Origin of the sequence: Pseudomonas argentinensis, from assembly GCF_001839655.2 — a bacterium.
GTDB classification, from domain to species: domain Bacteria; phylum Pseudomonadota; class Gammaproteobacteria; order Pseudomonadales; family Pseudomonadaceae; genus Aquipseudomonas; species Aquipseudomonas argentinensis_B.
This window is the reverse complement of record NZ_CP056087.1, coordinates 3,339,605-3,362,517: the sequence shown is the minus strand read 5'-3', so window position 1 is coordinate 3,362,517 and position 22,913 is coordinate 3,339,605. Positions and strand designations below refer to the sequence as shown.

The 22,913-nt window shown below is 63.6% G+C and carries 21 protein-coding genes, 2 pseudogenes and 2 riboswitches; of the genes and pseudogenes, 13 read left to right on the top strand and 10 right to left on the bottom strand.

What is annotated here, in order from left to right; translation table 11 throughout:
- Positions 1–84: 84 nt before the first annotated feature.
- From SA190iCDA_RS15005 to SA190iCDA_RS14980, 6 genes are all read right to left on the bottom strand, one after another.
- The gene (locus tag SA190iCDA_RS15005; RefSeq protein WP_236100866.1) at positions 85–1,317 is read right to left on the bottom strand and encodes an OprD family porin; all 1,233 of its coding nucleotides are present in this window, start codon (positions 1,315–1,317) and stop codon (positions 85–87) included.
- Positions 1,318–1,451: 134 nt separating this feature from the next.
- Positions 1,452–2,816 carry an MFS transporter gene (locus SA190iCDA_RS15000; RefSeq protein WP_070888117.1) on the bottom strand — a complete coding sequence of 455 codons (1,365 nt, stop codon included), beginning with the start codon at positions 2,814–2,816 and terminating at the stop codon, positions 1,452–1,454.
- 66 nt (positions 2,817–2,882) lie between these two features.
- On the bottom strand, positions 2,883–4,160 hold the full coding sequence (locus tag SA190iCDA_RS14995) for an FAD-dependent oxidoreductase (protein WP_070888116.1): 1,278 nt from the start codon (positions 4,158–4,160) through the stop codon (positions 2,883–2,885).
- Between the two features lie 89 nt (positions 4,161–4,249).
- On the bottom strand, positions 4,250–4,720 hold the full coding sequence (locus SA190iCDA_RS14990) for an aconitase X swivel domain-containing protein (protein WP_070888115.1): 471 nt from the start codon (positions 4,718–4,720) through the stop codon (positions 4,250–4,252).
- The gene (locus SA190iCDA_RS14985; protein WP_070888114.1) at positions 4,717–6,000 is read right to left on the bottom strand and encodes an aconitase X; all 1,284 of its coding nucleotides are present in this window, start codon (positions 5,998–6,000) and stop codon (positions 4,717–4,719) included. Before SA190iCDA_RS14985 ends, SA190iCDA_RS14990 begins: the two co-directional genes overlap by 4 nt.
- Positions 5,997–7,754 carry a dihydroxy-acid dehydratase gene (locus SA190iCDA_RS14980; RefSeq protein ID WP_236100865.1) on the bottom strand — a complete coding sequence of 586 codons (1,758 nt, stop codon included), beginning with the start codon at positions 7,752–7,754 and terminating at the stop codon, positions 5,997–5,999. The genes SA190iCDA_RS14985 and SA190iCDA_RS14980 overlap by 4 nt, the downstream gene beginning before the upstream one ends.
- A gap of 75 nt (positions 7,755–7,829) precedes the next feature.
- On the opposite strand from SA190iCDA_RS14980, the gene SA190iCDA_RS14975 reads away from it, so the two are divergent.
- The 4 genes and pseudogenes from SA190iCDA_RS14975 to SA190iCDA_RS14960 all read left to right on the top strand — a co-directional run bounded on the left by SA190iCDA_RS14975 (position 7,830) and on the right by SA190iCDA_RS14960 (position 11,805).
- A complete protein-coding gene (locus SA190iCDA_RS14975; protein ID WP_083329913.1) occupies positions 7,830–8,762 on the top strand; it encodes a LysR family transcriptional regulator in 933 nt (310 codons plus the stop codon).
- 189 nt (positions 8,763–8,951) lie between these two features.
- A complete protein-coding gene (locus SA190iCDA_RS14970; RefSeq protein ID WP_070888112.1) occupies positions 8,952–9,386 on the top strand; it encodes a YeeE/YedE family protein in 435 nt (144 codons plus the stop codon).
- Positions 9,387–9,388: 2 nt separating this feature from the next.
- Positions 9,389–9,784: pseudogene (locus SA190iCDA_RS14965) on the top strand (DUF6691 family protein); the annotation flags it as partial.
- Between the two features lie 389 nt (positions 9,785–10,173).
- Positions 10,174–11,805 carry a methyl-accepting chemotaxis protein gene (locus SA190iCDA_RS14960; protein WP_070888111.1) on the top strand — a complete coding sequence of 544 codons (1,632 nt, stop codon included), beginning with the start codon at positions 10,174–10,176 and terminating at the stop codon, positions 11,803–11,805.
- Between the two features lie 52 nt (positions 11,806–11,857).
- On the opposite strand, the gene SA190iCDA_RS14955 is transcribed toward SA190iCDA_RS14960, so the two are convergent.
- Both SA190iCDA_RS14955 and SA190iCDA_RS14950 read right to left on the bottom strand, forming a co-directional pair.
- A complete protein-coding gene (locus SA190iCDA_RS14955) occupies positions 11,858–12,394 on the bottom strand; it encodes a hypothetical protein (RefSeq protein ID WP_070888110.1) in 537 nt (178 codons plus the stop codon).
- Between the two features lie 143 nt (positions 12,395–12,537).
- A complete protein-coding gene (locus SA190iCDA_RS14950; RefSeq protein WP_419203771.1) occupies positions 12,538–13,125 on the bottom strand; it encodes a winged helix-turn-helix transcriptional regulator in 588 nt (195 codons plus the stop codon).
- 88 nt (positions 13,126–13,213) lie between these two features.
- On the opposite strand from SA190iCDA_RS14950, the gene SA190iCDA_RS14945 reads away from it, so the two are divergent.
- The 6 genes and pseudogenes from SA190iCDA_RS14945 to mntP all read left to right on the top strand — a co-directional run bounded on the left by SA190iCDA_RS14945 (position 13,214) and on the right by mntP (position 18,729).
- The gene (locus SA190iCDA_RS14945) at positions 13,214–14,140 is read left to right on the top strand and encodes an aromatic alcohol reductase (RefSeq protein ID WP_070888109.1); all 927 of its coding nucleotides are present in this window, start codon (positions 13,214–13,216) and stop codon (positions 14,138–14,140) included.
- 164 nt (positions 14,141–14,304) lie between these two features.
- Positions 14,305–14,541 (top strand): hypothetical protein, encoded by a 237-nt coding sequence (locus SA190iCDA_RS14940; protein ID WP_139159571.1) that lies wholly within the window; start codon positions 14,305–14,307, stop codon positions 14,539–14,541.
- Positions 14,542–14,836: 295 nt separating this feature from the next.
- Positions 14,837–15,922, top strand: a complete 1,086-nt coding sequence (locus SA190iCDA_RS14935; protein WP_070888108.1) for a polyamine ABC transporter substrate-binding protein — start codon at positions 14,837–14,839, stop codon at positions 15,920–15,922.
- A gap of 183 nt (positions 15,923–16,105) precedes the next feature.
- On the top strand, positions 16,106–17,473 hold the full coding sequence (gene nhaA, locus SA190iCDA_RS14930) for a Na+/H+ antiporter NhaA (protein ID WP_070888107.1): 1,368 nt from the start codon (positions 16,106–16,108) through the stop codon (positions 17,471–17,473).
- A 134-nt stretch (positions 17,474–17,607) separates the two neighbouring features.
- A pseudogene (locus SA190iCDA_RS14925) lies at positions 17,608–17,801 on the top strand (2-hydroxyacid dehydrogenase); the annotation flags it as partial.
- A 193-nt stretch (positions 17,802–17,994) separates the two neighbouring features.
- A riboswitch (yybP-ykoY riboswitch) is annotated at positions 17,995–18,161 on the top strand.
- Positions 18,162–18,201: 40 nt separating this feature from the next.
- Positions 18,202–18,729: a manganese efflux pump MntP gene (mntP, locus tag SA190iCDA_RS14920; RefSeq protein WP_419203941.1), complete on the top strand. Its 528-nt coding sequence runs from the start codon at positions 18,202–18,204 to the stop codon at positions 18,727–18,729.
- Between the two features lie 348 nt (positions 18,730–19,077).
- Here mntP and ykgO read toward each other — a convergent pair whose 3' ends face one another.
- Both ykgO and SA190iCDA_RS14910 read right to left on the bottom strand, forming a co-directional pair.
- The gene (gene ykgO, locus SA190iCDA_RS14915; protein WP_042552546.1) at positions 19,078–19,233 is read right to left on the bottom strand and encodes a type B 50S ribosomal protein L36; all 156 of its coding nucleotides are present in this window, start codon (positions 19,231–19,233) and stop codon (positions 19,078–19,080) included.
- The gene (locus SA190iCDA_RS14910; protein WP_070888105.1) at positions 19,230–19,490 is read right to left on the bottom strand and encodes a type B 50S ribosomal protein L31; all 261 of its coding nucleotides are present in this window, start codon (positions 19,488–19,490) and stop codon (positions 19,230–19,232) included. Before SA190iCDA_RS14910 ends, ykgO begins: the two co-directional genes overlap by 4 nt.
- A gap of 244 nt (positions 19,491–19,734) precedes the next feature.
- Positions 19,735–19,932: riboswitch (cobalamin riboswitch) on the top strand.
- A 168-nt stretch (positions 19,933–20,100) separates the two neighbouring features.
- Here SA190iCDA_RS14910 and SA190iCDA_RS14905 point away from each other — a divergent pair.
- The 3 genes from SA190iCDA_RS14905 to SA190iCDA_RS14895 are packed head-to-tail and all read left to right on the top strand — an operon-like array spanning position 20,101 to position 22,903.
- Positions 20,101–21,108 carry an ABC transporter substrate-binding protein gene (locus tag SA190iCDA_RS14905; protein ID WP_070888104.1) on the top strand — a complete coding sequence of 336 codons (1,008 nt, stop codon included), beginning with the start codon at positions 20,101–20,103 and terminating at the stop codon, positions 21,106–21,108.
- Positions 21,105–22,139 (top strand): FecCD family ABC transporter permease, encoded by a 1,035-nt coding sequence (locus tag SA190iCDA_RS14900; RefSeq protein ID WP_070888103.1) that lies wholly within the window; start codon positions 21,105–21,107, stop codon positions 22,137–22,139. The genes SA190iCDA_RS14905 and SA190iCDA_RS14900 overlap by 4 nt, the downstream gene beginning before the upstream one ends.
- A complete protein-coding gene (locus SA190iCDA_RS14895) occupies positions 22,136–22,903 on the top strand; it encodes an ABC transporter ATP-binding protein (protein ID WP_070888102.1) in 768 nt (255 codons plus the stop codon). The genes SA190iCDA_RS14900 and SA190iCDA_RS14895 overlap by 4 nt, the downstream gene beginning before the upstream one ends.
- The last annotated feature ends 10 nt before the right edge of the window (positions 22,904–22,913 follow it).

Here is a 22,913-nt window from a genome sequence, read left to right as displayed (position 1 = left end):
GGCCGCGACATCAATGGTGCGTGGCGTTGTCATTGTTATTCTCCACAGGCGGCCGGCTCCGCGCGGGCAGAGCCGGTCGGGCCGTCACCAGAATTTCAGGGTGTACGCGACGATCAGGCGATTCTCATCGAGGTCCTGGGTCAGCCCGTTACCGGAGCGAAAGGTGACGTTGCGCCAACGCACATTGACGCCTTTCAACGGGCCGCTCTGCACGATGTAGCCAATGTCGGTGTCCCGCTCCCACTCACGGCCATTGCGTATGGCGCCACTGTGGATGTCGCTGCCCGCGACGTAGCGGGTCATGAACGACAGACCGGGAATGCCCATGCCGGCGAAGTCATATTCGTAGCGCAGCTGCCAGGATTTCTCGTTGGTCTTGGTGAACGGGTTGTAGGTCACCAGGTTGGCGACGTAGGGGGTGCCGGTATCGATGACCGGAAATGCACTGTCGCCGGATAGACGTTGAAAGGCGGCAGCAAATCGGTGGAAGCCGACGCTCAGCGTGAACATGCCATTGACGTTGCGGTTATCGATGTCGCCTGCCTTGCCGGCACCGATGTCGCGGCTGTCGAAGTAGCGAAGGTCGGTTCTCAGGCTGATCGTATCGCCCAGTGGCAGGGTATGGACGACGCCCGCGAACTGCTGGCGATAGATGTCTTCCAGTTCGCCATGGTGGTAGCGCAGCGTCAGGTTCCGATTTAGCTGGTAGTCGCCACCGAACATATCCAGGTGCGCGCTGCTTTGACCTGCATAGCTGATGTCATCGTTTCCCGCGGAGTCGCGGCCATTGGCGTGGGTCAGGCGGCCAGCCGTGAAGGTCAGCCTGTCTATTTCCCGGGAGGTCAGCATGGCGCCGGTGAAGGTCGACGGCAGCAGACGTGTGTCGCTGTAGTAGGCCAGCGGCAGCACCGGCACCAGCGTGCCGATGTGCAACTCGGTCTGCGACAGGCGCGTCTTGCCGGTCAGGCCCAGCTCGCTGTAATCGTCTACCGGCTCCTGGCTGGTCGGCCCGAAGGGCAGAAGCCCGGTGCCTCGCCGATCACGACTCGAGTCGAGCCTGATGCCCAGCTCGGCCAGCGCATCGACACCGAACCCTACGGGGCCTTCGCTGTACCCCGAGTTGAACTGCGCGATAAAGCCCTGCGTCCATTCTTCGGCTTTCGACTGGGCGGCGCCGCTTTGCCGGAAGTCCCGGTTCAGGTAGAAGTTGCGGGTGGTCAGGCTGGCGGTGCTGTCTTCGATGAAGGCAGCGTTGGCCGGCAGCGTGGCGGTCAGCAGGGTGCCGAAGCCGAGGGCCAGGGCAGAGCGGGAAGTCATCAGGGTCCTGATCATTGTTGTTGGTCTCCAGGCGCGGGAGTGGCTAGAACGCGGGCGTAAGCGCCCCCGGCCGCGCCCTGGGGACGCGACGAGAAGGCAAGGTTGGGGGAGTGCCGGACGTACCGGCGAACGACTCAGGTTGGCGAAGTTGCCGAGAGCGGCTGCACGGGGGGCTCCTTGTCGACGATGCGTCCGACGATGAAGGCGCACAGCGCCAGCACAGCGGGGCAGATCGCCAGGATCAGGAAACTCTTGACCACGGGTAGGCCGCTGTTGAGCACATAGGCACCCAGCAAGGGGCCGAGGATCGAACCGATCTTGGCGATCGATGTGGCCCAGCCCGCACCGTTCGCCCGGATGGCGCTGGGGTAGAAGATGCCGGCAATGCTGAGGATGCCGTAATGGCTGCCTTTGACGAACACGGCACCGACCATGCTGAGGATCAGGAAGGCGCTGCCCTGCATGCCGGTGATGCCGAGTATCAGCAGGAAGGGCAGGGCGAGGAGCGGGTAGATCATCACGGCATAGGGGCCACGAGTATCCACGAAGCGCATCATCGCCAGGCCTGCCATGGCACCGGTGAACGAGGCGATGGAGCTGACCCAGGAGGCGGTCGCCCGGTCGAAGCCGGCGTAGGTGTAGACCAGCGGACTCCAGGAGGCGAGAAAGTACATGGCCATGGAGCTGGCCGAATAGCCGATCCAGATCATCGGCGTGATCCATTTCAGCTTGCCGAGAAACAGCTGGCTGACGCGGAAGTTCCTGGTTCCCACGTCGATCTCGTCGAGCAGCACGAAGCGATCACCGGGGCGAACGTCAATGCCCGGATCGAGACGCTTGAGTATGCGGGCGATCTTTTCCGGCTCGCGGCGCTTGGTGGTCAGGAAACGCACCGACTCGGGCAGGGTGAAGAGCAACAGGGTGCTGGCCAGGAGGGTGAGAATACCGCCGAAGATGAACACACCCTGCCAGCCGATATGGGGAGCCAGCCAGACGGTGAGCGGCCCGGCCATGGCACTGCCGAGGCTGAAGCCGACCATGATGATGGTCACCACCGTGGAGCGGTAGCGTTTCGGGACGAACTCGATATTCAACGCCCAGCACAGCGGCAGCATGGCGCCCAGTGCAAAACCGTTGAAAAACCGCAGCACCATCAGCGACTCGTAGCTGTTGGCCAGGGCGAACAGCAGGGTCAGCACGCCAAAGGAAAGGGTCGAGAAGATGATGGTGGGGCGGCGCCCGATACGATCACCCAGGTAGCCGAAGAAGAAGCCGCCCAGCATCATGCCGAACAGGCCCACGGAAAAGATCTCACCCAGCTGGATCTTGTCCAGGCCGACCTCGTCGGCGATGTAGGAGGCCGTATGCGACAGCACCAGAAGGTCGAAGCCGTCCAGAAAGGTGATCAGCACCGACACGGCGATCACCACGTAGTTGAAGCGCGTCAGCTTGCGACCCTCGATAAGGGCGGCAACATCGATTGTGCGTGGTTGTGACATTGTTATTCTCCACAGCGCTGCGATTTTTTTGTTGTAGCGCCCCGCCTGTCTGCGGGGCATGAGCCGTTACTGCAGGTTGAAACTGAGGCGCTCCTGCAAGGCTGCCGTCGGTACATCGCCGACTTTGCCTTGGGGCCCTGCCAGATTCAGGGCGTGTGCCGCAGCAGCGCCCATGGCGATGCAGGGCCCCATGACCCGTATGCTCGACAGCGCTGCGGCATCGGCGTCTACGCAACGCCCGGCCACCACCAGGTTGTCGCTGCCCTCCGGTAGCAGGCTGCGCAGTGGCACGCTATGCACATGATCATCGCCGAAGGGCTCCCATTGGTAGCCTTTCGCATCGCCATGCAGCTCCACGGGCCATGACGTCTGGGCCACCGCGTCAGGAAAGCGCGTGGCTGCTCGTACCTCATCGGTGGTCAGGTGATGCTGGCCGACGATCCAGCGGGTCTGGCGGATACCGGGCAGGGCATAGGCACGAACCCGAGCCTGGCCGTAGACCTGTGGGTACTCGGACTTGAGAAAGGCAATGACCTTGTCCACCTGCTGGCGCCCCTCGATGGCCACATGCGAGGCGGCGACCGGATCCAGCGGCGTTTCGATATGGGTCATGTTGAAGGCTGCCGTGCCACGCCCGGGAAACTGGAAGAACAGACCGTCGTCGCGCTCGACGCCGTAATCCCTGACACGTGCCTTGACCCGTTCCGTGAACGCCTCGCGACTGGGCAGGTGGGTTTCGTCGATATGCTCCATGACGAACATCTGCGTGCCGTAGATCGGGGTGTCTGGCTCGCGACAGGCGAAGCCCGCATTCCAGGTCAGGGCGGCATCGCCGCTGGCATCGACGAAGCCGTCGGCATCCACCAGGACATCCCCATAGCGCGTGGCCAGCTGGACCTGGCAGACGCGATTGCCCTCGCGCACCACGTCACGCAGCACCGCGCCGAGTACCACGGTGATGCCGGCATCGAGAATCTGCTGGCCGATCCAGCGCCCCAGCGCCACCTCGTCGTAGTACACCACGGTGGTGAGTGGGCCGACCTTGTGGTGCAGGTCACCGCTGGCGCCCAGATCACGCAAAATGCCATCGGCGATGCCATGGGTCAGTTGCCGGCGATTCGGGCCGTTGGAGAACAAGCCACAGAAGGTGCCGATGATCGAGCCGACAGCCTGGCCGCCCAGCATGGGCAGGGCGTCGAAGAGTACGACGCGCTTGCCCAGGTGCGCCGCTTCGAGAGCAGCGGACACCCCCGAGATGCCGGCGCCTGCGATGCAGATGTCGGCCTTGAGGCGTTGGGCCTGTGGGGCATGGTCACGACGAACCGTGCGAATGATATGAGCCATGGATACCTACCTTGCGCTGAAAAATGAGCAGCCGAACCCGTCACCTGAAGCCAGGTGAAAAAGCGGCGATGAGGTGTGCAATGGAGCCTTCAGGGCTCCGTGTTGGTACTTCGAGACGCCTGGTTTTCCGGACGGCCGCTGAGGTGCCGGGGGGTGACCTCGACGGTACCTGCGTCGGCGTCGACCCGTACCCAGTCGCCGGTGCGAATACGCCAGAGGGGATCGTCATCGAATGCCGTCAACGCCGGTGCGTGAACCACAACGGCGCCAAGGGCCATCTTGGCTGTCATCTCGTTGAACAGCAGGGCGCCTGGCGCCATACCGGCGAGCCGAGCGATATGGAATTGCGAGGACCACCCGGAAGACCCTTTCGCACCGGGAAAGACCAGAACCTTGCCGGCGAAACTGATGCCCTTGAGTTCATGACGGGTCTCGATCACCGTGCCGCTACGCGGGTCGATGCCACCCCAGCCGGAGATCCGGTCCCGCGTCACCAGCGCCTCTCCCTCGAAAATGCCACCGACGACCTTGCGACCTGTGAGCGTGAACGAATCGGTCATTTCAGGGCTCCCGTCCAGCGGCCGTCGATGGCGGCCTGGACGCACTCGGCAGTCGTGCCGAACCAGGTTTCGATGCCCATGATGGCGGGCAGGTAATGGGCCTGCTTGGTCGAATCGACTGCCGCCACCTGGGTGCCTTTGGGAATCACCCTGCCGATGGCCGAGCAGGTATCCGTCATCAGATGGCCACCGGCTGCTTCGATGATGCGCGTATAGCCGGCCTGATCTGCGAGCTGCTTGATGGAGGCCGCGGTGAATATCCAGAGCTCGGTGTTGGCGCTCAGGCGCTGGCCCTCGAGCAGCTGACAGACCTCCCAGATCTGCTCCAGGCTGTAATGCGGGCAGCCGAGCATGACGAAGTCCACCTGGGCGGTTCGCGCCGTGATGTTGACCTGTTCGTAAGCCCAGCGACGCTCGGCCGCACCGAAGCGCAACACCGACTCGATTTCGCGCCCGCCGAATGCCTCCTCACGGGTGCGTGCTTCGGGTGTCACACCGACCAGGTGATACATCTCCACGCCACCACTGGAAGCAGCCGCCGCGCCAAAGTGCTTGAGCCGGGCCAGATTGGGCTGGTGCCTGACGCCTTCGATCACCGGGATGCGGTCCTGAACCTGCTCGCCCATCCAGTAGCCGAGCAGCCCCCAGTCCGCGGTGCTGCTGACATCGATGTCCAGCTGAATCAGGTGAGTACCGCGACGGTTATCATCGATGTGCAGCCCCCAGTAGGGAATCTTTCCGGTCAACATGGCCGCACCGGTGCTTTCCCGGCCCTCGGCATTGGTGCGCGCGCCCAGTACCGAATTGATGTAGATGACTGCCGAGGACTCCATCCAGGCGCAGTGCTCGCCTTTGACCGGCACGTTGCCGACCTGATAGGGCGTGCAGGTATTGAGCGGCTGTACGCCCAGGCCGCTGCTGTAGGTTTGCCCCCGCTCGTAGATGCGCACGACGTCCTCGCTGACCCCTTGGCGTGCGGCATGGCGAGGATCGATTCCCTGCTGCAGGTGGCTGCTGAACACCTTGACCTTGGGGATGGGCACGACCTCTGCACTGTCCAGATTGAATTCACTGAACACCGCATCCATGCCGCCATGGCGGTCGCCATACTGGCGCAGGAAGGGCGTGGTGGCGCCAATGGTGCCGGCAACGTTGTTGGTATCGACCAAACGCTCGGCCCCCAACGCCTCGCCATAGCGCACCAGCAGATCCATGGCCTTGCTGACCGCCGGGCCTTGGGCACCATCGAGCATGGCCTTCTCGTCATCGCGAAGCTTCATCGTGCAGCCTCCTGTTCGTCGCTGATGTCCAGCGGTTTGATCAGGACGGCTCCATGCTCCATGCCTTTGACGGCACCCCGGTAGATATCCAGCCACCCGCCGCCGAACTGGGCCGGTTGGGCCTGCCAGCGCTCTGCGCGCGCCTGAAGCTCGGCGGGCTCCAGACGTGCCTCGAGGCGATTGGCGTCCAGGTCGATATCGATGATGTCGCCATTTTCTACCAGCGCCAGCGGTCCGCCGATGGCTGCTTCCGGGGCGACCTCAGCCACCACCAGGCCTTTGCATACCAGGCCGGAGAGGTGACCGTCCGTGAGCATGGCCACCTTGTCCCCGAGGCCTGCGCCGTCGATCGCGAACACCACGCGCGATGCGCCGCCGCCCATGGCCGGGCCGCCTCGCACGCCGGCTCCACGCATCACCACCACATGGCCCGGCCTGATACGGCCATCCTGCAACGCTTCGATGGCCTCGGCGGAGCGCTCGAAGCAGATCGCCGGGCCGCTGAAACGGCGCATCTTGTTCGGATCGATGCCGTATTTGACGATCCCTGCCTGGGGCGCGATGTTGCCACGTAGCATGACGATCGCCGGTTGCGTTGCGAACGGGCGCTGCAGGGGGCGTATGACCTGTTCGTCGGCGATGGTCACGTCGCGCAGGTTGTCAGCGAGGGTTGTCCCGGTGACGGTCAGCGCCTCACCGTGCAGCAGCGGCTCCAGGCGCTTGAGCAAGGCCCGGCCGCCACCCGCGGCCTCCATCTGCTCGATGCTGTGCTCGCCCATGGGCCGAACGCCCACCAGTACCGGTATGCGGTTGCCCAGCTCGCGAAACAGGCCGTACACGTCGACGTCGATACCCCCTTCGGCGGCCACGGCCTGCATATGCTTGATACAGTTCACCGAGCCACCCGCGGCCAGTACCACGCTGACCGCATTGGCGAAAGCCCCGGGGCCGAGGATGTCACGCGGTTTCAGGTCTTCTTCGACCATGGCCACGATGCGCTGCCCGGCCTGGCGCACGAAGTCGAACATCCGGGAGCTGTTGGCGGCAATCGGCGCGCTGCCCGGCAGGGCCATACCCAGGGCTTCGCAAACCAGGTGCATGGAGTTGGCCGTACCCATGCCGGAACACACGCCCGGGCCTTTGATGGCATTGCGGGCCATGCCCACCAGTTGCTCCACTGGCAGCTTGCCGGTGAGCGCGTGCATGGAGCCGATGAAGACGTCTTCGATATCCACGTGCTGGCCGTTGTATTCACCGCTTGGCTGGTAGCCGCATACCACCATCAGGGTCGGGATGTTCAGGCGCGCGGCGGCCATCAGCTGGCCGGGTACCGTCTTGTCGCAAGAGGTCAGACAGATCATGCCGTCAAGCTGGGCCCCTTCGATCGCAACTTCGATGTCATTGGTGATCAGATCGCGAGCGGCCAGCATATAGGCGCCGCCAGCACCCGCGCCGGTGATGAAGTCGCTCGGAGCGGCCGTGCGAATCTCGAAGGGCAGGGCGCCGGCATCGCGAATCGATTGCTTGAGCTCGGCAGCGATGCCATCCAGGTGGCTGAAGCAGATGGCCAGATTGGACGAGGAATTGACGATGGCGATCTTTGGTTTTTCCAGTTCGCTTTCGTCGATTCCCAACGCTCGCCACTGGGCCGCGCGCACGGCCCATAAGTAAGAGCCATAGGGGAAATTGCTTCGCAGCTTCTTGGGCATCGTGTGCTCCGTTGTTGTTATTTTTACAGCCAGGCCGTGTTTCACGGATGTCTTGTGGCGAGTCTAGGATGGCACCTAGAATCCGAAAACCTAATTTGGCTTATATATGAAATCCAAAATATGGATATCAGAGATGTCGACCTCAACCTGCTGAAGGTCTTCGATGCACTGCGCCGCAAGCAGAGCGTCACTCAGGCCGGTGATCTGATGGGGCTTAGCCAGCCGGCCATGAGCTTCGCCCTGTCCAAGCTGCGTACCTTGTTCGGGGACCCGCTGTTCGTGAGAACCTCACGAGGCATGCAGCCCACGGCCAGGGCCTTGCAGATTGCCGAGCCGGTGCAACGCATTCTCGAATTGGTGAGCAACGAGGTGCTGCCATCCTCGGGATTCCTGGCCGAGCACTCGGAGCGGCAACTGGTGCTGTGCATGTCCGATATCGGCGAGATGGTTTTCCTGCCCAAGTTGATGCGGGTGCTGGACGAGCGCGCTCCGCGGCTGCGTATCCGTACGCTGGCGCTGTCACCCGAACAACTGGAAGAGGGTCTGGATGCCGGTGACGTTGACGCCGCTATCGGCTACTTCCCGCGCCTGGTCAACTCGTCGATCCGCAACCGCGCCTTGTACGGCCATACGTTCGTGTGCATCGTTCGTGAGGATCACCCCCTCATCGGTGATCGATTGACCATGGAGCAGTATCAGCAAGCCGAGCATGTCGCCGTTCAGGCCGACGGTCGTGGGATGGGTATCCTGGATCGCGAGCTGGCCCTGCGTGGTGTCACCCGCCGGATAAGGTTCAGCCTGCCGCGGTTCATGGGAGTGCCCTTTCTCGTGGCCGAGTCGGACATGATCGCGACCGTGCCCCTGGCGGTGGGGCGCCGCTTTGCTGAAATCGCGCGGGTTCGCCTTGTGCCGCTTCCCTGGACTATCACTGGCTACGATATCCATCTGCATTGGCACACCCGGTTTCATCATGATCCGGCCAATCGATGGCTTCGAGAGACCCTGGTGGAGCTGCTGGCCGACTTCCCCTCGCTGGAGCCTCTGGCGGACTAGCACGCTTCGCGTCGCAGTTTAACCACGGATCAGCAGGGCGCCCGAGGGGCGTCCTGGCATTGCTGCACAGGGATGTTCTCCACCTTGCTGCATTGCCACCGTGAAACACCTGATTCCAAGGTCACTAGGCCGAAAGGTGTCAGATTGCTATATCTATGAATTTACGCAGCGGCGTAGAGGAGCGGACGGGTGAGCATTGACTGGGGCAGTTTCACGCCGTGGGCTTCATTGGCTGGTGGGGCCCTGATCGGGCTGGCTGCCAGTGTGTTCGTTCTCTTCAATGGTCGCATCGCAGGTATCAGTGGCCTGATCAGTGCCGCACTGGCGCGCGGCAGTAACGCCTGGGGTGAGAAGATGCTCTTTCTTCTGGGGCTGATGCTTGCGCCGTTACTGTGGAGCGCATTCGCTGTCTTGCCGGAGATACAGATCGATAGCGGGTGGCCCGCGTTGATCCTGGCCGGGCTGGTGGTCGGGGTGGGCGTGGGGTATGGCTCGGGTTGCACAAGCGGCCACGGCGTATGTGGAATCTCGCGGCTGGCGCCGCGTTCCCTGGTCGCCACGGCATGCTTCATGGGTACCGGCTTCGCCACGGTTTACCTCATTCGTCATGTGCTGGGAGCGTGAAGATGACCAAGCTGAGCGCTTTTCTCGCCGGGTTGATATTCGGCCTGGGCCTGCTACTGGCAGGCATGGTAAATCCTGCCAAGGTGCTGGCCTTCCTCGATGTGGCCGGCGCCTGGGATCCATCATTGGCCCTGGTCATGGCCGGGGCCATCGCGGTGGTCGCGATTCCCATGAATTGGGCAGGCAAGCGAAAACGTTCCCTGTCAGGCGCGCCCATGCAGTTGCCGATCAAGCGCGAGGTGGACGCCAGCCTGATCGGCGGCAGCCTGTTGTTCGGGGTGGGCTGGGGAATCGCGGGAGTCTGCCCGGGGCCTGCGGTGGTGCTTTTGCTGGTCGGCCCGTGGCAGGCAGGGTTATTCCTGTCGGCCATGCTGGCTGGCCTGTATCTCGGCCAGGCTGAAAGGGCGGCACTGCTCTTGAGTGGAAGCCTCGCGTCCCCCCACTGCAAGCTGATGCCCAACACGCCCGTTTCCTGCACTGGCGGGTACGCGTGGCCGTACAGCGGGGCTGGTTGGCTGCCTCCCTGTCTTAGCAGAATTTTTCTGATTGGCCTGCCAAACGCTACCGTCCGTCCGTTAGATAAATGGATGTAGGCGACAACATATTGATTTAAAAGAGAAAAAAATAAGGTCTGGCAGGCTGTTGCTGAATTTCTTCAAGTAATACTTTGTTTCATATGGTTTCAGGTGGCTTTTTGATATCATTGTGCCCGCCATCAGCGGTGGCTGCTTTAGCTTGGCCGACAAGGAGGCGTTGGTGATGGACTCCTCCTTATGGTGCACCCCCCATGTCTTTCCGGGATTTCAATATTGCCCCTCGGGCTGCTTTTTGCTTCGCCTTGATTTCACTCCTGGTTGTGGCGCTGGGGTTTTTTTCGCTCTCCAGGCTCAGTGATCTTTACCTCGCCGAACAGGATATCGAGACCAACTGGATGGCGAGCATCCAGGCATCTGGCGAAATGCAAAAGGATCTGCTCAATATTCGTCTTGAAACCTTGCGGGTTCTCGCCTCCACTGAAGGTACCAATACCGGAGTCGTGGATGACGCGGCGATACAGAGCTATCGTTCCTCGTTCCAGGAGGTTCTGACCCGCTATCAACGCGACCTGCTGATGCCCGGAGAAGAAAGCGCGGTTTTTCAACGCGTATTCGACAGTGCCCAGCGCTATCTCGACATGCAGCAACAGGTGATGAATCTGCTGCGTCAGCAGCAATCAGGGCAGGCGTTGAGCCTGAGCAACAGCAGCGGTCGTACAATAGGCGAGACGCTGCAAAAGCAGCTCGATGCACTGATTGCCTTCAACGCCGCTGGCGCCAGACAGGCCGGCATCAACGCCAGTGAAACCTACAGTCACGGGCGAACGGGGGTGCTGGTGACCATCGCCGTGGCGGTGGTTCTGACCGTGCTGCTGGCCACCTTGCTGACCCGTTCGATATCCGGGCCCATCAATGAAGCCATGCTCAGTGCGGAGAGTATTGCTGAGGGCGATTTGACCAAAACCATCAGCGTCACTGGCAAGGACGAAGCCAGCCGCTTGCAGGCCGCCCAGGCGCTCATGCAAAGAAACCTCAACCAGGCGATCCGGCAAATCGGCGAGTCGTCCACGCAGCTGGCATCGGCCGCGGAGGAGATGGCCGCGGTGACCGAGGAAAGCACGCGTGTGATGCAGAATCAGAACGCGGAAATCGACCAGGCGGCCACTGCGGTTACCGAGATGAGCGCCGCTGTCGAGGAAGTGTCACGCAACGCCAGCGGTGCCTCGGATGCGGCCCGCGAATCCACGGGGTCGGCCAAAGCCGGTTATCAGCATGTGGAACGCACGGTTTCGGCGATTCGCAAATTGTCAGGTAACGTTCTTGATTCCTCCGCACAGGTTCAGCGATTGGCGGAACAGGCACGCGATATCAGCAAGGTGCTGGACGTCATTCGCAACGTCGCTGACCAGACCAACCTGCTGGCCCTGAACGCCGCGATCGAAGCGGCACGCGCTGGCGAGCACGGCCGCGGTTTCGCCGTGGTGGCCGATGAGGTGCGCGGCCTGGCCCATCGCACTTCGGCATCAACCCAGGAAATCGAGCAGATGATCGGGGCCATACAGACCGGCACCGAAAGCGCGGTGCTGGCCATGCAGACCAGCAGCAGCGAAGCCAACAATACGCTGCAAATGGCCGACGAAGCCGGCCGTTCGCTGGAGCAGATCGTCGACGCCATTGGCCAGATCAACGAGCGAAACCTGCAGATCGCCACGGCGTCGGAAGAGCAGGCCCATGTGGCCCGTGAAGTCGATCGCAATTTGATCAGCATTCGCGACCTGTCGATCCAGAGCGCTTCGGGGGCGAACCAGACTGCCGCTGCCTGCAGCGAGCTGGCTCGTCTGGCGCTTGATCTGAATGTCCTCGTCGCCCGGTTCAGGGTCTAGGCACGCTCCAGCCTGTGCGGTGGGTAAAACCGGGGGGCGATGACTCGCCCCCTCACGGCCCGCACTCCCACTGGCCTTGCTCCGAGCGCATCGCGCTGTCGTTGCGAATGTAGGTGAGCGTGGCGGACGGGTAGACAGAAGCGCCATTCCCGTCGGCCTTGTGGGGCTGCTCGGTGAGTTTTACCTCGATTACCAGTCGTTCACCCTTGAATGTCGTGCCCTGCAGCATCTGGTCGAAGCCACCGGGCGCCCGCACCGTCATCACCTGATCGGCGAACTTCACGATTGCCTCAGCGTCGGCCTGGGTGGCGACGTTGCCGGCAGCGTATAGCAGCGTGTTGCGCCCCACCGAGAAGGCGCATATCAGTTCCCCCTTCAAGGGGTTGGCCGCGATATCCCGTTCATCGAGCGGGGACAGCTTGGTACTGGTCGAGGCAAGGGGCGAATCGTTCGACACCTCGTTCTGGCTGTCCTCACTGGCGGTGCAGCCGGCGAGGAGCCCAAGGCTGGCTGCCACTGCCAGCACGGTAGTGGTGCCACGGCAAAGCCGTTCGATTGTGGCGAGCGGGCAAAACGTTGCGTACTTCATGGGTCCCCAGGGTCCTGATGGGTGGCGCTGCGGTGTCAGACGCCGGTATCCAGATCGACCATGAGCGCCGAGATAGATTGCGGTTAATTCACCACCCTAGGGTCTGTTCATTCCCTTGCCAAGTCCTGCAACGACAGCGGAGGTCATTTCCCGCGCAACCCGCAGGGCCGGGGCCGTTTTTTGTGCGAGACGGCGTTACTCGATGGCTCATTTGGCCCGCCAAACTTCGCATCTCGTGCCTTGCCTCGCGCAAAAACTGGCTCCGGCGCGGCCGTGCGCGAAACGGGAACAGACCCTGGAGGCTTCGCTGGGTTTTCACCTGCGCCTCGCGTCTCGTCGAAGCGCGCTCTTGCGCTGCGAAAATCCTCGGCGTGTTCGAGCAGCCACATCCATAGCGGCACCATGCGGGCCAGGAAGCTGCGGCCCAGTGGTGTCAGCTGGTAATCGACCCGCGGCGGTACCTCGCGGTGGTCGAAGCGGCTGAGCAAACCGTCTCTTTCGAGTTGCCGCAAGCTGCGGGTCAGCATGCGTTGGGTGACGCCTGGCAAGCGTCGACCAAGCTCGGCATGGCGCAGTTTGCCGTGGGCGCCCAGCGCATGAACGATGCCCAGCGACCAACGATTGCCGGCATGGGTCAGCACCTCGCGCTTGAGCGTGTCGTCCTCGTCGCCGAGTGCATCGCAGGTGGCCTGGGCAACGCGAATCACGTCATCCTCCGTCATCGTATCCATGCGGTATCACGCGTGTGCCTTCTTCTGAATGTTGGTCAGGGGTGACAGGATGAGCGCATCGTCATTGAGCGTTCGACCGGAGTCTGCGATGCAACCAACCCCTGTGGCAACAACCGACAACATCCTGGTACTGGGCGCCGGGGAACTCGGCCTGGCCATGCTGCACGCGCTGGCAGGCCTGCCTGGCGTACAGGTAACCGTCATGCTGCGGCCCGCGGCGCCGGGCGCTGCGTCAGCGGATAGACGCGGGCTTCTCGCGGAGCTCGACGGGCTCGGCGTCGGCGTGGTGACGGCGGATGTGGTGAACGACAGCGAGCAGTCGCTCGCCACGCTGTTCAGCGGCTTCGACAGGCTGATCAGCTGCCTCGGCTTCGTCTCCGGGCCGGGCATGCAACTCAAACTGACCCGCGCGGCCCTGCGCTCGGATGTGAAGCACTATGTGCCCTGGCAGTTCGGCGTGGACTACGACCAGATCGGCTACGGCAGCCCCCAGAACCTGTTCGACGAACAGCTCGATGTACGCCAGCTGCTACGTGCCCAGTCGCGGCTGCAGTGGCAGATCATCGCCACCGGCATGTTCACCAGCTTTCTGTTCGAACCGGCCTTTGGAGTGGTCGACCTGCAGCACAACCGGGTGCGCGCCCTGGGCAGCTGGGAAACGGCGGTTACGGTGACCACCCCGCAGGATATCGCCCGTCTTACCGCCAGGATCCTGTTCGACCCCGAGCGGCTCAACCGGGTGACCTTCACGGCTGGCGACACGATCACCTACCGCCAGCTTGCAGACGTCATCGATCAGTCGCTGGGTCGCCAGGTTGAACGCCTGGTGTGGACCTTGCCAGTGCTCAGCGCCGAGCTGGCCGCCCAGCCCGATGATTCGATGCGCAGATACAGGGCGGTTTTCGCCCAGGGCAAGGGCGTGGCCTGGCCCAAGGCGCAGACCTATAATGCGCAACGGCAGATTGAAACCACCGGCTTGCAAGGCTGGGTCGACGCGCATTTGCGCTGTGTCTGAACAAGTGGGTCCGTTCATGAGGTCGTGTGCTCCGTAGCGACTATCTCCCGGCAAGGCGCGACGCTGAATGGTCAGCGCACCTCATGTCGGAGCACGCTCAGGGCCCGCACCCGCAGGATGGGTTTACGGCGTCGTATCGCCGCAGGGGATGGCAGGAGTCGGCAATGATCATTCAAGGCAACTGGTTCAACAGTGTGACCCTTTGGATATCCGTGGGGTTGTTGGTGGCGCTTGCCCTGCGTTTTCTATATGGGTTCTTGCGCAGGAAGAGCACCGCTCGACACCGCGACGCTGGCAACTCGAGCTGTTCCAGCGGCCCCGGCAACGCCATCGTCGATGATCATCGTGCCTGCGGTGATTTTGGCGGTGAGGGTGGGGACGGTGGCGGCGGGGGAGATTAGGCGGCAGGTGGCGCCCCTGGTCGATATCGACACCGCATGACCGCGGCTGCCGGCATGCAGGCGAGGGGCTTCGTTGCGGCTTGGGGGGGCAGGCGATAGCGGGTAGTTTGTATTTTTCGCCCCCTCTACTAGAACAGTAAGTGGGGCTCGCCGGCATAGCCTGCTTTCGCAAGCTGGCTGCCTCGGTGCCCGCCCGCTCCATCGCTGGCAACGGCCGCGGACTGAAAAAGTGCGCCACGCGCGCCCTGCAAGCGGTCGCCCACCCCAGCACGTCGCCACTCAACAAGGATCGATCATGACCAAGCTGCTGTTCGCCAGTCTCAGCCTCGTCGCCTGCACCTTCGCCCAGGGTAACGACAAACAGGTGCATTTCTACAACTGGTCCGATTACATGGGCCCCGACACCCTGAAGAATTTCGAGAAGGAGACGGGCATCGCCGTCGCCTACGATGTTTTCGAAACCAACGAGATGCTCGAGGCCAAGCTGCTCTCCGGGCGTTCGGGCTATGACCTGGTGGTGCCGTCCAGCCAGTTCCTGTCCAAGCAGATTCGGGCCCAGGTGTATCAGCCCCTCGATCGCGCCAGGCTGCCAAATTGGCCGCACCTCGATCCCCGCCTGATGCAGCGCCTGGAGGCCGCCGACCCCGGCAACCGGTACGCGGTACCGTACATGTGGGGCACGGTCGGCATCGGCTACAACGCCGAGAAGGTCAGGGCGGTACTGGGCGAGGGCGCGCCGGTGGACTCCTGGGAACTGGTGTTCAATGCCGACAACCTGGCCAAGTTGCGCAGCTGCGGCGTGGCCTTTCTCGATGCGCCGGTAAAGATCATTCCCCAGGCGTTGCATTACCTGGGCCTCGATCCCAACAGCCAGCAACCCGATGACTACGCCAAGGCCTCGGCGCTGTTGCAGAAGCTGGCCCCCTCGGTGACCTACTTTCATTCGTCGCGCTATATCTCCGACCTGGCCAACGGCGACATCTGCCTGGCGGTGGGCTACTCCGGTGACGTGATGCAGGCCCAGAGTCGCGCCAGGGATGCCGGTAAATCCGTGGATATTCGCTACGTGATTCCGAAAGAGGGCGCCAACCTATGGTTCGACATGCTCGCCATTCCCCGCGATGCCCGCAACGCCGAGGGCGCCCACGCGCTGATCAATTACCTGCTGCGCCCCGAGGTCATCGCCCCGGTGAGCGACTACGTGGGCTATGCCAACCCCAACAAGGATGCCACCGCGCTGCTGGAGCCCAGTGTGCGGGATAACCCGGGCATCTACCCGGCGGACGAAGTGATCGCCAAGCTGTACGTGTCTGCCGACCTGCCCGCACCGATCCAGCGGATCATCACCCGCGAATGGACGCGGATCAAGACCGGGCGCTGACCCAGCCTGGCGGCGACCACAAGCCCCTCGCCTGGCCGCTCCGCGCGGCGGCCATGCGAGGGCAACGGGGCTGGTGTGCTAAGCGGGCTCCTGTGTAGGATGGCGGCCGGGTGTCAGCCGTATGGTGCGGCGAGACAGGTCTAGTAGCGTTGGTCGGGCCGCCGCGCGGAGCCTTTTTCGGCCATGAAATCACGCCCGTCTGTTCAGGATGTTCCCCGTGCCCAGCGTTTGGCTGAGCATGCCTTCGCTTGCATTCGCAACCTGCTTCATCGTGAAGCCTTCAGTGGCGTGGTGCTGCTCTTGGCTACCGCCGCCGCACTGATCTGGGCCAATTCGCCCTACGCCGACAGCTATCACGCGCTCTGGCATGCGCCGGTGTCGTTCGGCTTCGGCAGCTTTGGTTTTTCCCAATCGCTGCACTTCTGGATCAACGACGGCCTGATGACCCTGTTCTTTCTGATCGTCGGCATGGAGATTCGCCGCGAAATGCATGACGGTGCCCTGGCCGATCTGCGTCAGGCGTCGCTGCCCATTGCTGCCGCCTGCGGCGGCGTGATCATGCCGGCAGTGATCTACGCCAGCCTCAACCACCAGGGCGCCGGGCTGCACGGCTGGGCGATTCCAGCGGCGACCGATATCGCCTTTGCCGTTGGCCTGCTGGCGTTACTGGGCAAGGGCATTCCCTCGGGCGTGCGCATTTTCCTGCTGACCCTGGCGGTGATCGACGACGTGATCGCGGTGACCCTGATCGCGCTGTTCTATTCCGACGGCCTCAACTACAGCGGCTTTGCCCTGGCCGGTGTTGGTGCACTGGCCGTGCTGGGGCTGCAGCGCATCGGCATCGGCTCGGCCTATGCCTACGTGCTGCCAGGTGCGCTGATGTGGGGCGGCTTGTTGATGACCGGCGCGCACCCGACGCTGGCCGGGGTGATTCTCGGCCTGATGACGCCGGTGATGTGCCTGCCCACTCGCGAGCTGCCCCGTGATGCCGTCGGCCGTATCGCCCGCGAGCTGGAGGACGACAGCGGCACGGCGGTGGCCTCCAACGAGGCCGCGCAGGCGCTGCGCGAGTTGCGCCTGGCCCAGCGCGAATTACTGCCGCCGGTGGTGCGCGTGCAACTGGCACTGCACCCCTGGGTCACCTTCGGCCTGATGCCGTTGTTCGCCCTGGCCAACGCCGGGGTGAGCCTGGGTGGTACCGATCTGTCGTCGAGCACCTCGCACTGGGTGATGATGGGCGTGGCCATCGCGCTGCTGGTGGGCAAGCCGGTCGGGGTTATCAGCGTCGGCTGGCTGGTGGTCAGGCTCGGCCTGTGCCGCTTGCCCGCCGACGTGTCCTGGGGCGGTGTGGCCCTGATCGGCCTGTTGGCGGGGATCGGCTTCACCATGTCGATATTTATCGCCAACCTGGCATTCAGCGATGCCAACCTGCTGGCCGCCGCCAAGCTGGGCGTGCTGCTGGGATCGCTGGCCTCGGCACTGCTGGGGCTGACCTGGGGCGTGCTCTACGTGCGCCGCCTGCGTGCCGCCCAGGCAGCCAGCGCCGCCTAGCGAGCGAGTCGGTAAACGGAATCGGCGGCGTGCCCGGGTTCAGTTGCTAGCGGCGGAACTGGCTGGGCGGCAGTCCGTGGATCTGCCGGAAGCGCCTGGGACAGTTGGCCTCGTCGCCGCGCTGCAGTGGGTAGATCGCCGGTGCCGGGCTGGACGTGTTCGCCGACGAGCCCCAGGTGCCCGGCGAGCTGTTCGAGTTCGAGCAGGTGGTGCCGCAGCCGCGCCAGCGCCACGATGCAGACCCCCACGGGTATGGGCGAGATGGTCGTCGCCAGCCTGGTGGACGTATTTCGCCGGGCGCCCGTTCAAAGGCAGCGTCACTGGCTGAGTGTCGCGGATGGCGGCTTCCGCCGAGCCGCCCTCTGGAGCTCTGCGCCCCCCTGTTAGCCGCGGTGCAAGACAGCCCATCGGCACGCTGCCTGCGCAGCCAGTGGCCGGGTAGCGAACCTTCCTGTCGAAACGACTGATTTCCCGGTAGAAAAAATGGTTTTTTCGCGCTGCGCTTTTGAGTAAAGTGCGGGCCTCTTTGGGGAGTAGCCTGCTTCCGGGTTCGCTCGGCAGCGTTCGTATCAACATTCTCGGCAGCAGCCGTGGTACGAACACCTTTCGGTTGGTGAGACCAATGACTGATACGTGCCTGAGGTCGGGCGCGTGTATCGGTCATTGACTCGTAGCCCGACCGAGACGTAACCGTGAGTTTCCTTTCTCTTGTCTTCCTGGCCTTCGCCATGTCCACCGATGCCTTCGCCGCGGCTGTCGGCAAGGGCGCCTCGCTGCACAACCCCCGATTTCTCGATGCCCTGCGCACCGGTCTGATCTTCGGCGTGATCGAAGCCATCACGCCGGCGGTCGGCTGGTTCATCGGCCAGGCCGCGGCTGGCTATGTGGAACAGTGGGATCACTGGATCGCCTTCACGCTGCTGCTGTTACTCGGCGGCCACATGATCCACGCGGGCTTGCAGCCCGAGGCCGACGAGGCAGGAGAGAAACCCACGGCGCATTCCTTCTGGCTGCTGGCCGCCACGGCATTCGCCACCAGCATCGACGCGCTGGCCGTGGGTGTCGGCCTGGCTTTCGTCGATGTGAACATCTGGCCCGCGGCGCTGGCCATCGGCCTGGCGACCATGACCATGGTCACCATAGGCGTGATGCTCGGGCGCCTGATCGGCACCGCGATCGGCCGCAAGGCGGAAATCCTCGGCGGCCTGGTGCTGATCGGCGTGGGCGCGGCGATTCTCTATGACCACACCTTGTAAGCCGCCAGACCGCCGGCAGCCAAGGTCGAATGGGCTCAGGTGCTCTGGACTTTTCGGGCGCTGTCCCGCTGCATGACCAGGACGTAAAGGTACGGTAGCAGGTGCTGGCTGCATTCCACGGCTTGGCACCCCTGGCAACAGGCCAGCCGATAAGGGAGGGATATGGTTATTGTCGGGAGTCCGGCGCGGCCCTGGCGATTCGCTTCGCCATGCTGCGCGTAGAGTTGTCAGTGCCGCTGCCGAGGGCGGCGAGCTCGTCCGCGGCGATAGCTTCCAATCGCAATGCCCCGTCGACGCCGTGATCCCTCGCTGAGGGTGCGCGGCGCCTCGAGGCGGTGATACAGGCGCTCAGCCCTTGTTCTTGCGCTGGGGTTTGGGGCGGCCCTGTACGCATTTGAAGCGCGGCTCGGTCTTGCAGATCACGTAAATGCGTCCGCGACGTTTGACGATCTGGCAGTCGCGATGGCGCAGCTTGGCCTGTTTCAGCGAGGCGACGACCTTCATGACTTGGCGCCTGCGAAGCCGGCGAAGCGCTTGTTGAAGCCGGCCACGCGACCTTCGCTGGTGACCTGGCGTTGCTGGCCGGTGTAGATCGGGTGCGATGCACTGGATACGTCCAGGGTGACATAGGGATAGGTGTTGCCGTCACTGTGCTGGCGCGTCTTGTCGGTCTCGACCGTGGAGCCGATCAGCCAGTAGGCGTCAGCGGCAACGTCGTGAAACAGGACAGGGCGATAGGTGGGGTGGATATCGGGTTTCATGGGGGCTCCATTGGCTACGTTATAAAGTAACGCATTCAGTCTTGATGATTTTAATTCTCATTACAAGCCTTGCTCGTCGATTCGGGGGCACCGCGAAAACCTCGCCTAAATGCGCTTGCCAAAATGTTATGTTGTAACAATAATGGCGGCGCTTTTCGTAGGGCGTTGCGTGGCTCTGGCTGAAGAGGCCTGGTGTTGTGAACGGTAAAACGGCGGCAAAGCGCTGCAGGCGGATCACTTAATCGTTTAAGATGCCGGCGCCGGTTTCCGTGAGGAATTAATAGGGAATCCGTCGCCACCTCGGGTGGCCAAACGGAACTGCCCCCGCAACTGTAGGTATCGAGCAGCGCTGCATTCGTGTCACTGGGAATCGCTTCCGGGAAGGCCGCCGCGTTGCGCAGACGTACCAGTCAGGAGACCTGCCGGCATGGGTCTGCTTCCGCTTCTGGTGGGCAGGCGCCAGTAATCGAACCGCCGGCGGGGTGTCCGGGAGGGGGCATCCGTGATCACTTCCCGCAAGGGACAGGCGTGGCCGTGGCCGCGCGGCGTGATGTGTTCTCCAGCCTACGCACTGCCTTTATGCGTATTTGTTGATTAGGAGATCACCCGGATGTTCGTGTCACGCCTTGCCCTCATCGGTGCCGCCCTGAGTCTGTCTTCTCTGACCTGTGCCGCCGGCCCGACCCAGTATCCGCTCAGCCTGGAAAACTGCGGGCAGTCGCTGACCTTTGCGAAAAGCCCCGGCACTGCCGTGACCATCGGCCAGGCGGGCACCGAAATCCTCTATTCCATGGGCCTGGGCGAGCGCCTGGCCGGTACTTCGCTGTGGTTCAGCCACGTGCTGCCCGAATTCGAGGCGCAGAATGCCAAGGTGCCGCGCCTGGCCGACAACGACCCGAGCTTCGAGTCGGTGATCGGCAAGCGCCCGGGCCTGGTGGCGGTGCAGTTCGAGTGGATGGTGGGCGAGCAGGGTGTGGTGGGTACGCGTAAGCAGTTTCACGACCTGAACATCCCCACCTACATCATGCCCACCGACTGCGAAGGCAAGGACAACCTGGTCGGCGCCGACGGCACCCGCCTGCAGCCGTTCCAGATCGACAGCCTGTACAAGAGCATCGACCAGCTGGCGCAGATCTTCGACGTGCAGGACAAGGGCGACGCCCTGGTCGCCGATCTGCAGAAGCGCCTGGCCGCGGCGGTGGCCGGTGCCGAGCAGCGTCAGGCCAGGGATATTTCCGCGCTGTTCTGGTTCTCCAGCCCGGACATGGATCTGGACCCCTACGTGGCGGGCCAGAAGGGCGTGGCCGACTACATGATGAAATCCCTGGGGCTACGCAACGTGGTCGAGTCCAACGAGGAATGGCCGAGCGTCGGCTGGGAGACCCTGGCCAAGGCCAACCCCACGGTGCTGGTGCTGGCGCGCATGGACCGCCGTCGCTTTCCCGCCGACGATGTGCAGAAGAAGCTCGAATTCCTGCGCAACGACCCGGTCGCCAAGCACATGGATGCCGTCAAGCATGGGCGCATCGTGATCATCGATGCCGATGGCATGCAGGCCTCGCTGCGCATGATCAGCGGCATCGAAACCCTTGCCAAGGCCGTTGACGACTTCCAATGATCGCACGCAGTTCGCGCCTGTTCCTGCTGACCCTGTTCTGCCTGCTATTGCTCGGCGTGGCGGTGATCGCCGGGATCGCCCTGGGTGAAACCCACATTGCGCCCTCGGTGGTGTTCCAGGTGTTGGCCAACAAGCTGTTCGGGGCAGGCTTCGTGCTCGACCCGATCGACGAGGGCATCGTCTGGAATTACCGCCTGACCCGCGCCCTGGTCGCCGCCAGCTGCGGGGCCGGGCTGGCGGTGTCCGGAGTGGTGCTGCAGGCATTGCTGCGCAACCCCCTGGCCGACCCCTACCTGCTGGGTATTTCTGCCGGCGCCTCGACCGGCGCGGTTTCCGTCGCATTGCTCGGGGTCGGGGCCGGCATGTTGTCGCTGTCCATGGGCGCCTTTCTCGGCGCGGTCGCCGCATTCGGCCTGGTCGCGCTGCTGGCCCGGGCGGCGGGCGGTGGCGCCATCAGCGGCAGTGCGCAGATCATTCTTGCCGGCATCGCCGGCTCCCAACTGTTCAATGCGCTGACCTCCTTTCTGATCACCAAGTCGGCCAGCGCCGAGCAGGCCCGCGGCATCATGTTCTGGCTGCTCGGCAACCTCAGCGGGGTCAACTGGCAGGACGTACTGCTGGCCGTGCCGATGGCGCTGGCCGGGGTCTTGCTGGTTGCCTGGCATACCCGGGCGCTGGATGCCTTCACCTTTGGCGCCGAGTCGGCGGCCTCCCTGGGCGTACCGGTGCGCCGCGTACAGGCCACCTTGATCGCCTGTACCGCCCTGGTCACGGCGGTGATGGTGTCGATCGTCGGCTCCATCGGTTTCGTCGGCCTGGTGATCCCCCACGCCGCGCGGCTGCTGGTCGGTGCGCGGCACGGCCGGCTGGTGCCGGTCTCGGCACTGACTGGCGCGGTGTTCCTGATCGCCGCCGATGTGCTGTCGCGTACGGCGATCAAGGGCCAGGTGCTGCCGATCGGCGTGGTCACCGCCCTGGTCGGCGCGCCGGCGTTCGCGGTGATTCTGGTGCGCGGGAGGCAAAGGCGATGAGCACCATGTTGCAGTGCAGCGACCTGGGTTGGTCGGTAAAGGGCAGGGCGATCGTGGCGGGCGTCGACCTCGAGGTGCGCCAGGGCGAAACCCTGGGACTGATCGGGCCCAACGGTTCGGGCAAATCGACCCTCCTCAAGCTGCTCTCCGGCATTCGTGCACCGGGCAGTGGCCAGGTGCAGCTCGATGGCAAGCCGTTGGCGAGCCTGAGCCGCCGCGAGGTGGCCCGGCAACTGGCGTTCGTCGAGCAACAGGCCGATACCAGCGACGCCGTGACGGTGCGCGATGCCGTCGAACTGGGGCGCACGCCCTGGTTGTCGGCGCTGCAGCCGTGGTCGGCCGATGACGAGCGCGTTGTCATGCAGGCCCTGGCCGACGTGGACATGGCCCACATGCACGAGCATGCCTGGAGCACACTGTCCGGGGGTGAGCGCCAGCGGGTGCACATCGCCCGGGCGCTGGCCCAGCAACCCCAGGTGCTGCTGCTCGACGAGCCCACCAATCACCTGGATATCCAGCATCAGCTGTCGATCCTCAACCTGGTGCGGGCGCTGCCGGTCACCACCCTGATCGCCCTGCATGACCTCAACCAGGCCCTGGAATGCGATCGTCTCGGGGTCATGGAACACGGCCGCCTGGTGGCACTGGGCGAGCCCGACGAAGTACTTACCACCGAGCGCCTGCGCGACACCTTCGGGGTGCGCGCCCGCTACCTGACCGACCCGGAAGACGGCGCCCGGGTGCTGCGTTTTCATCCTGCCTGACACGGACGGT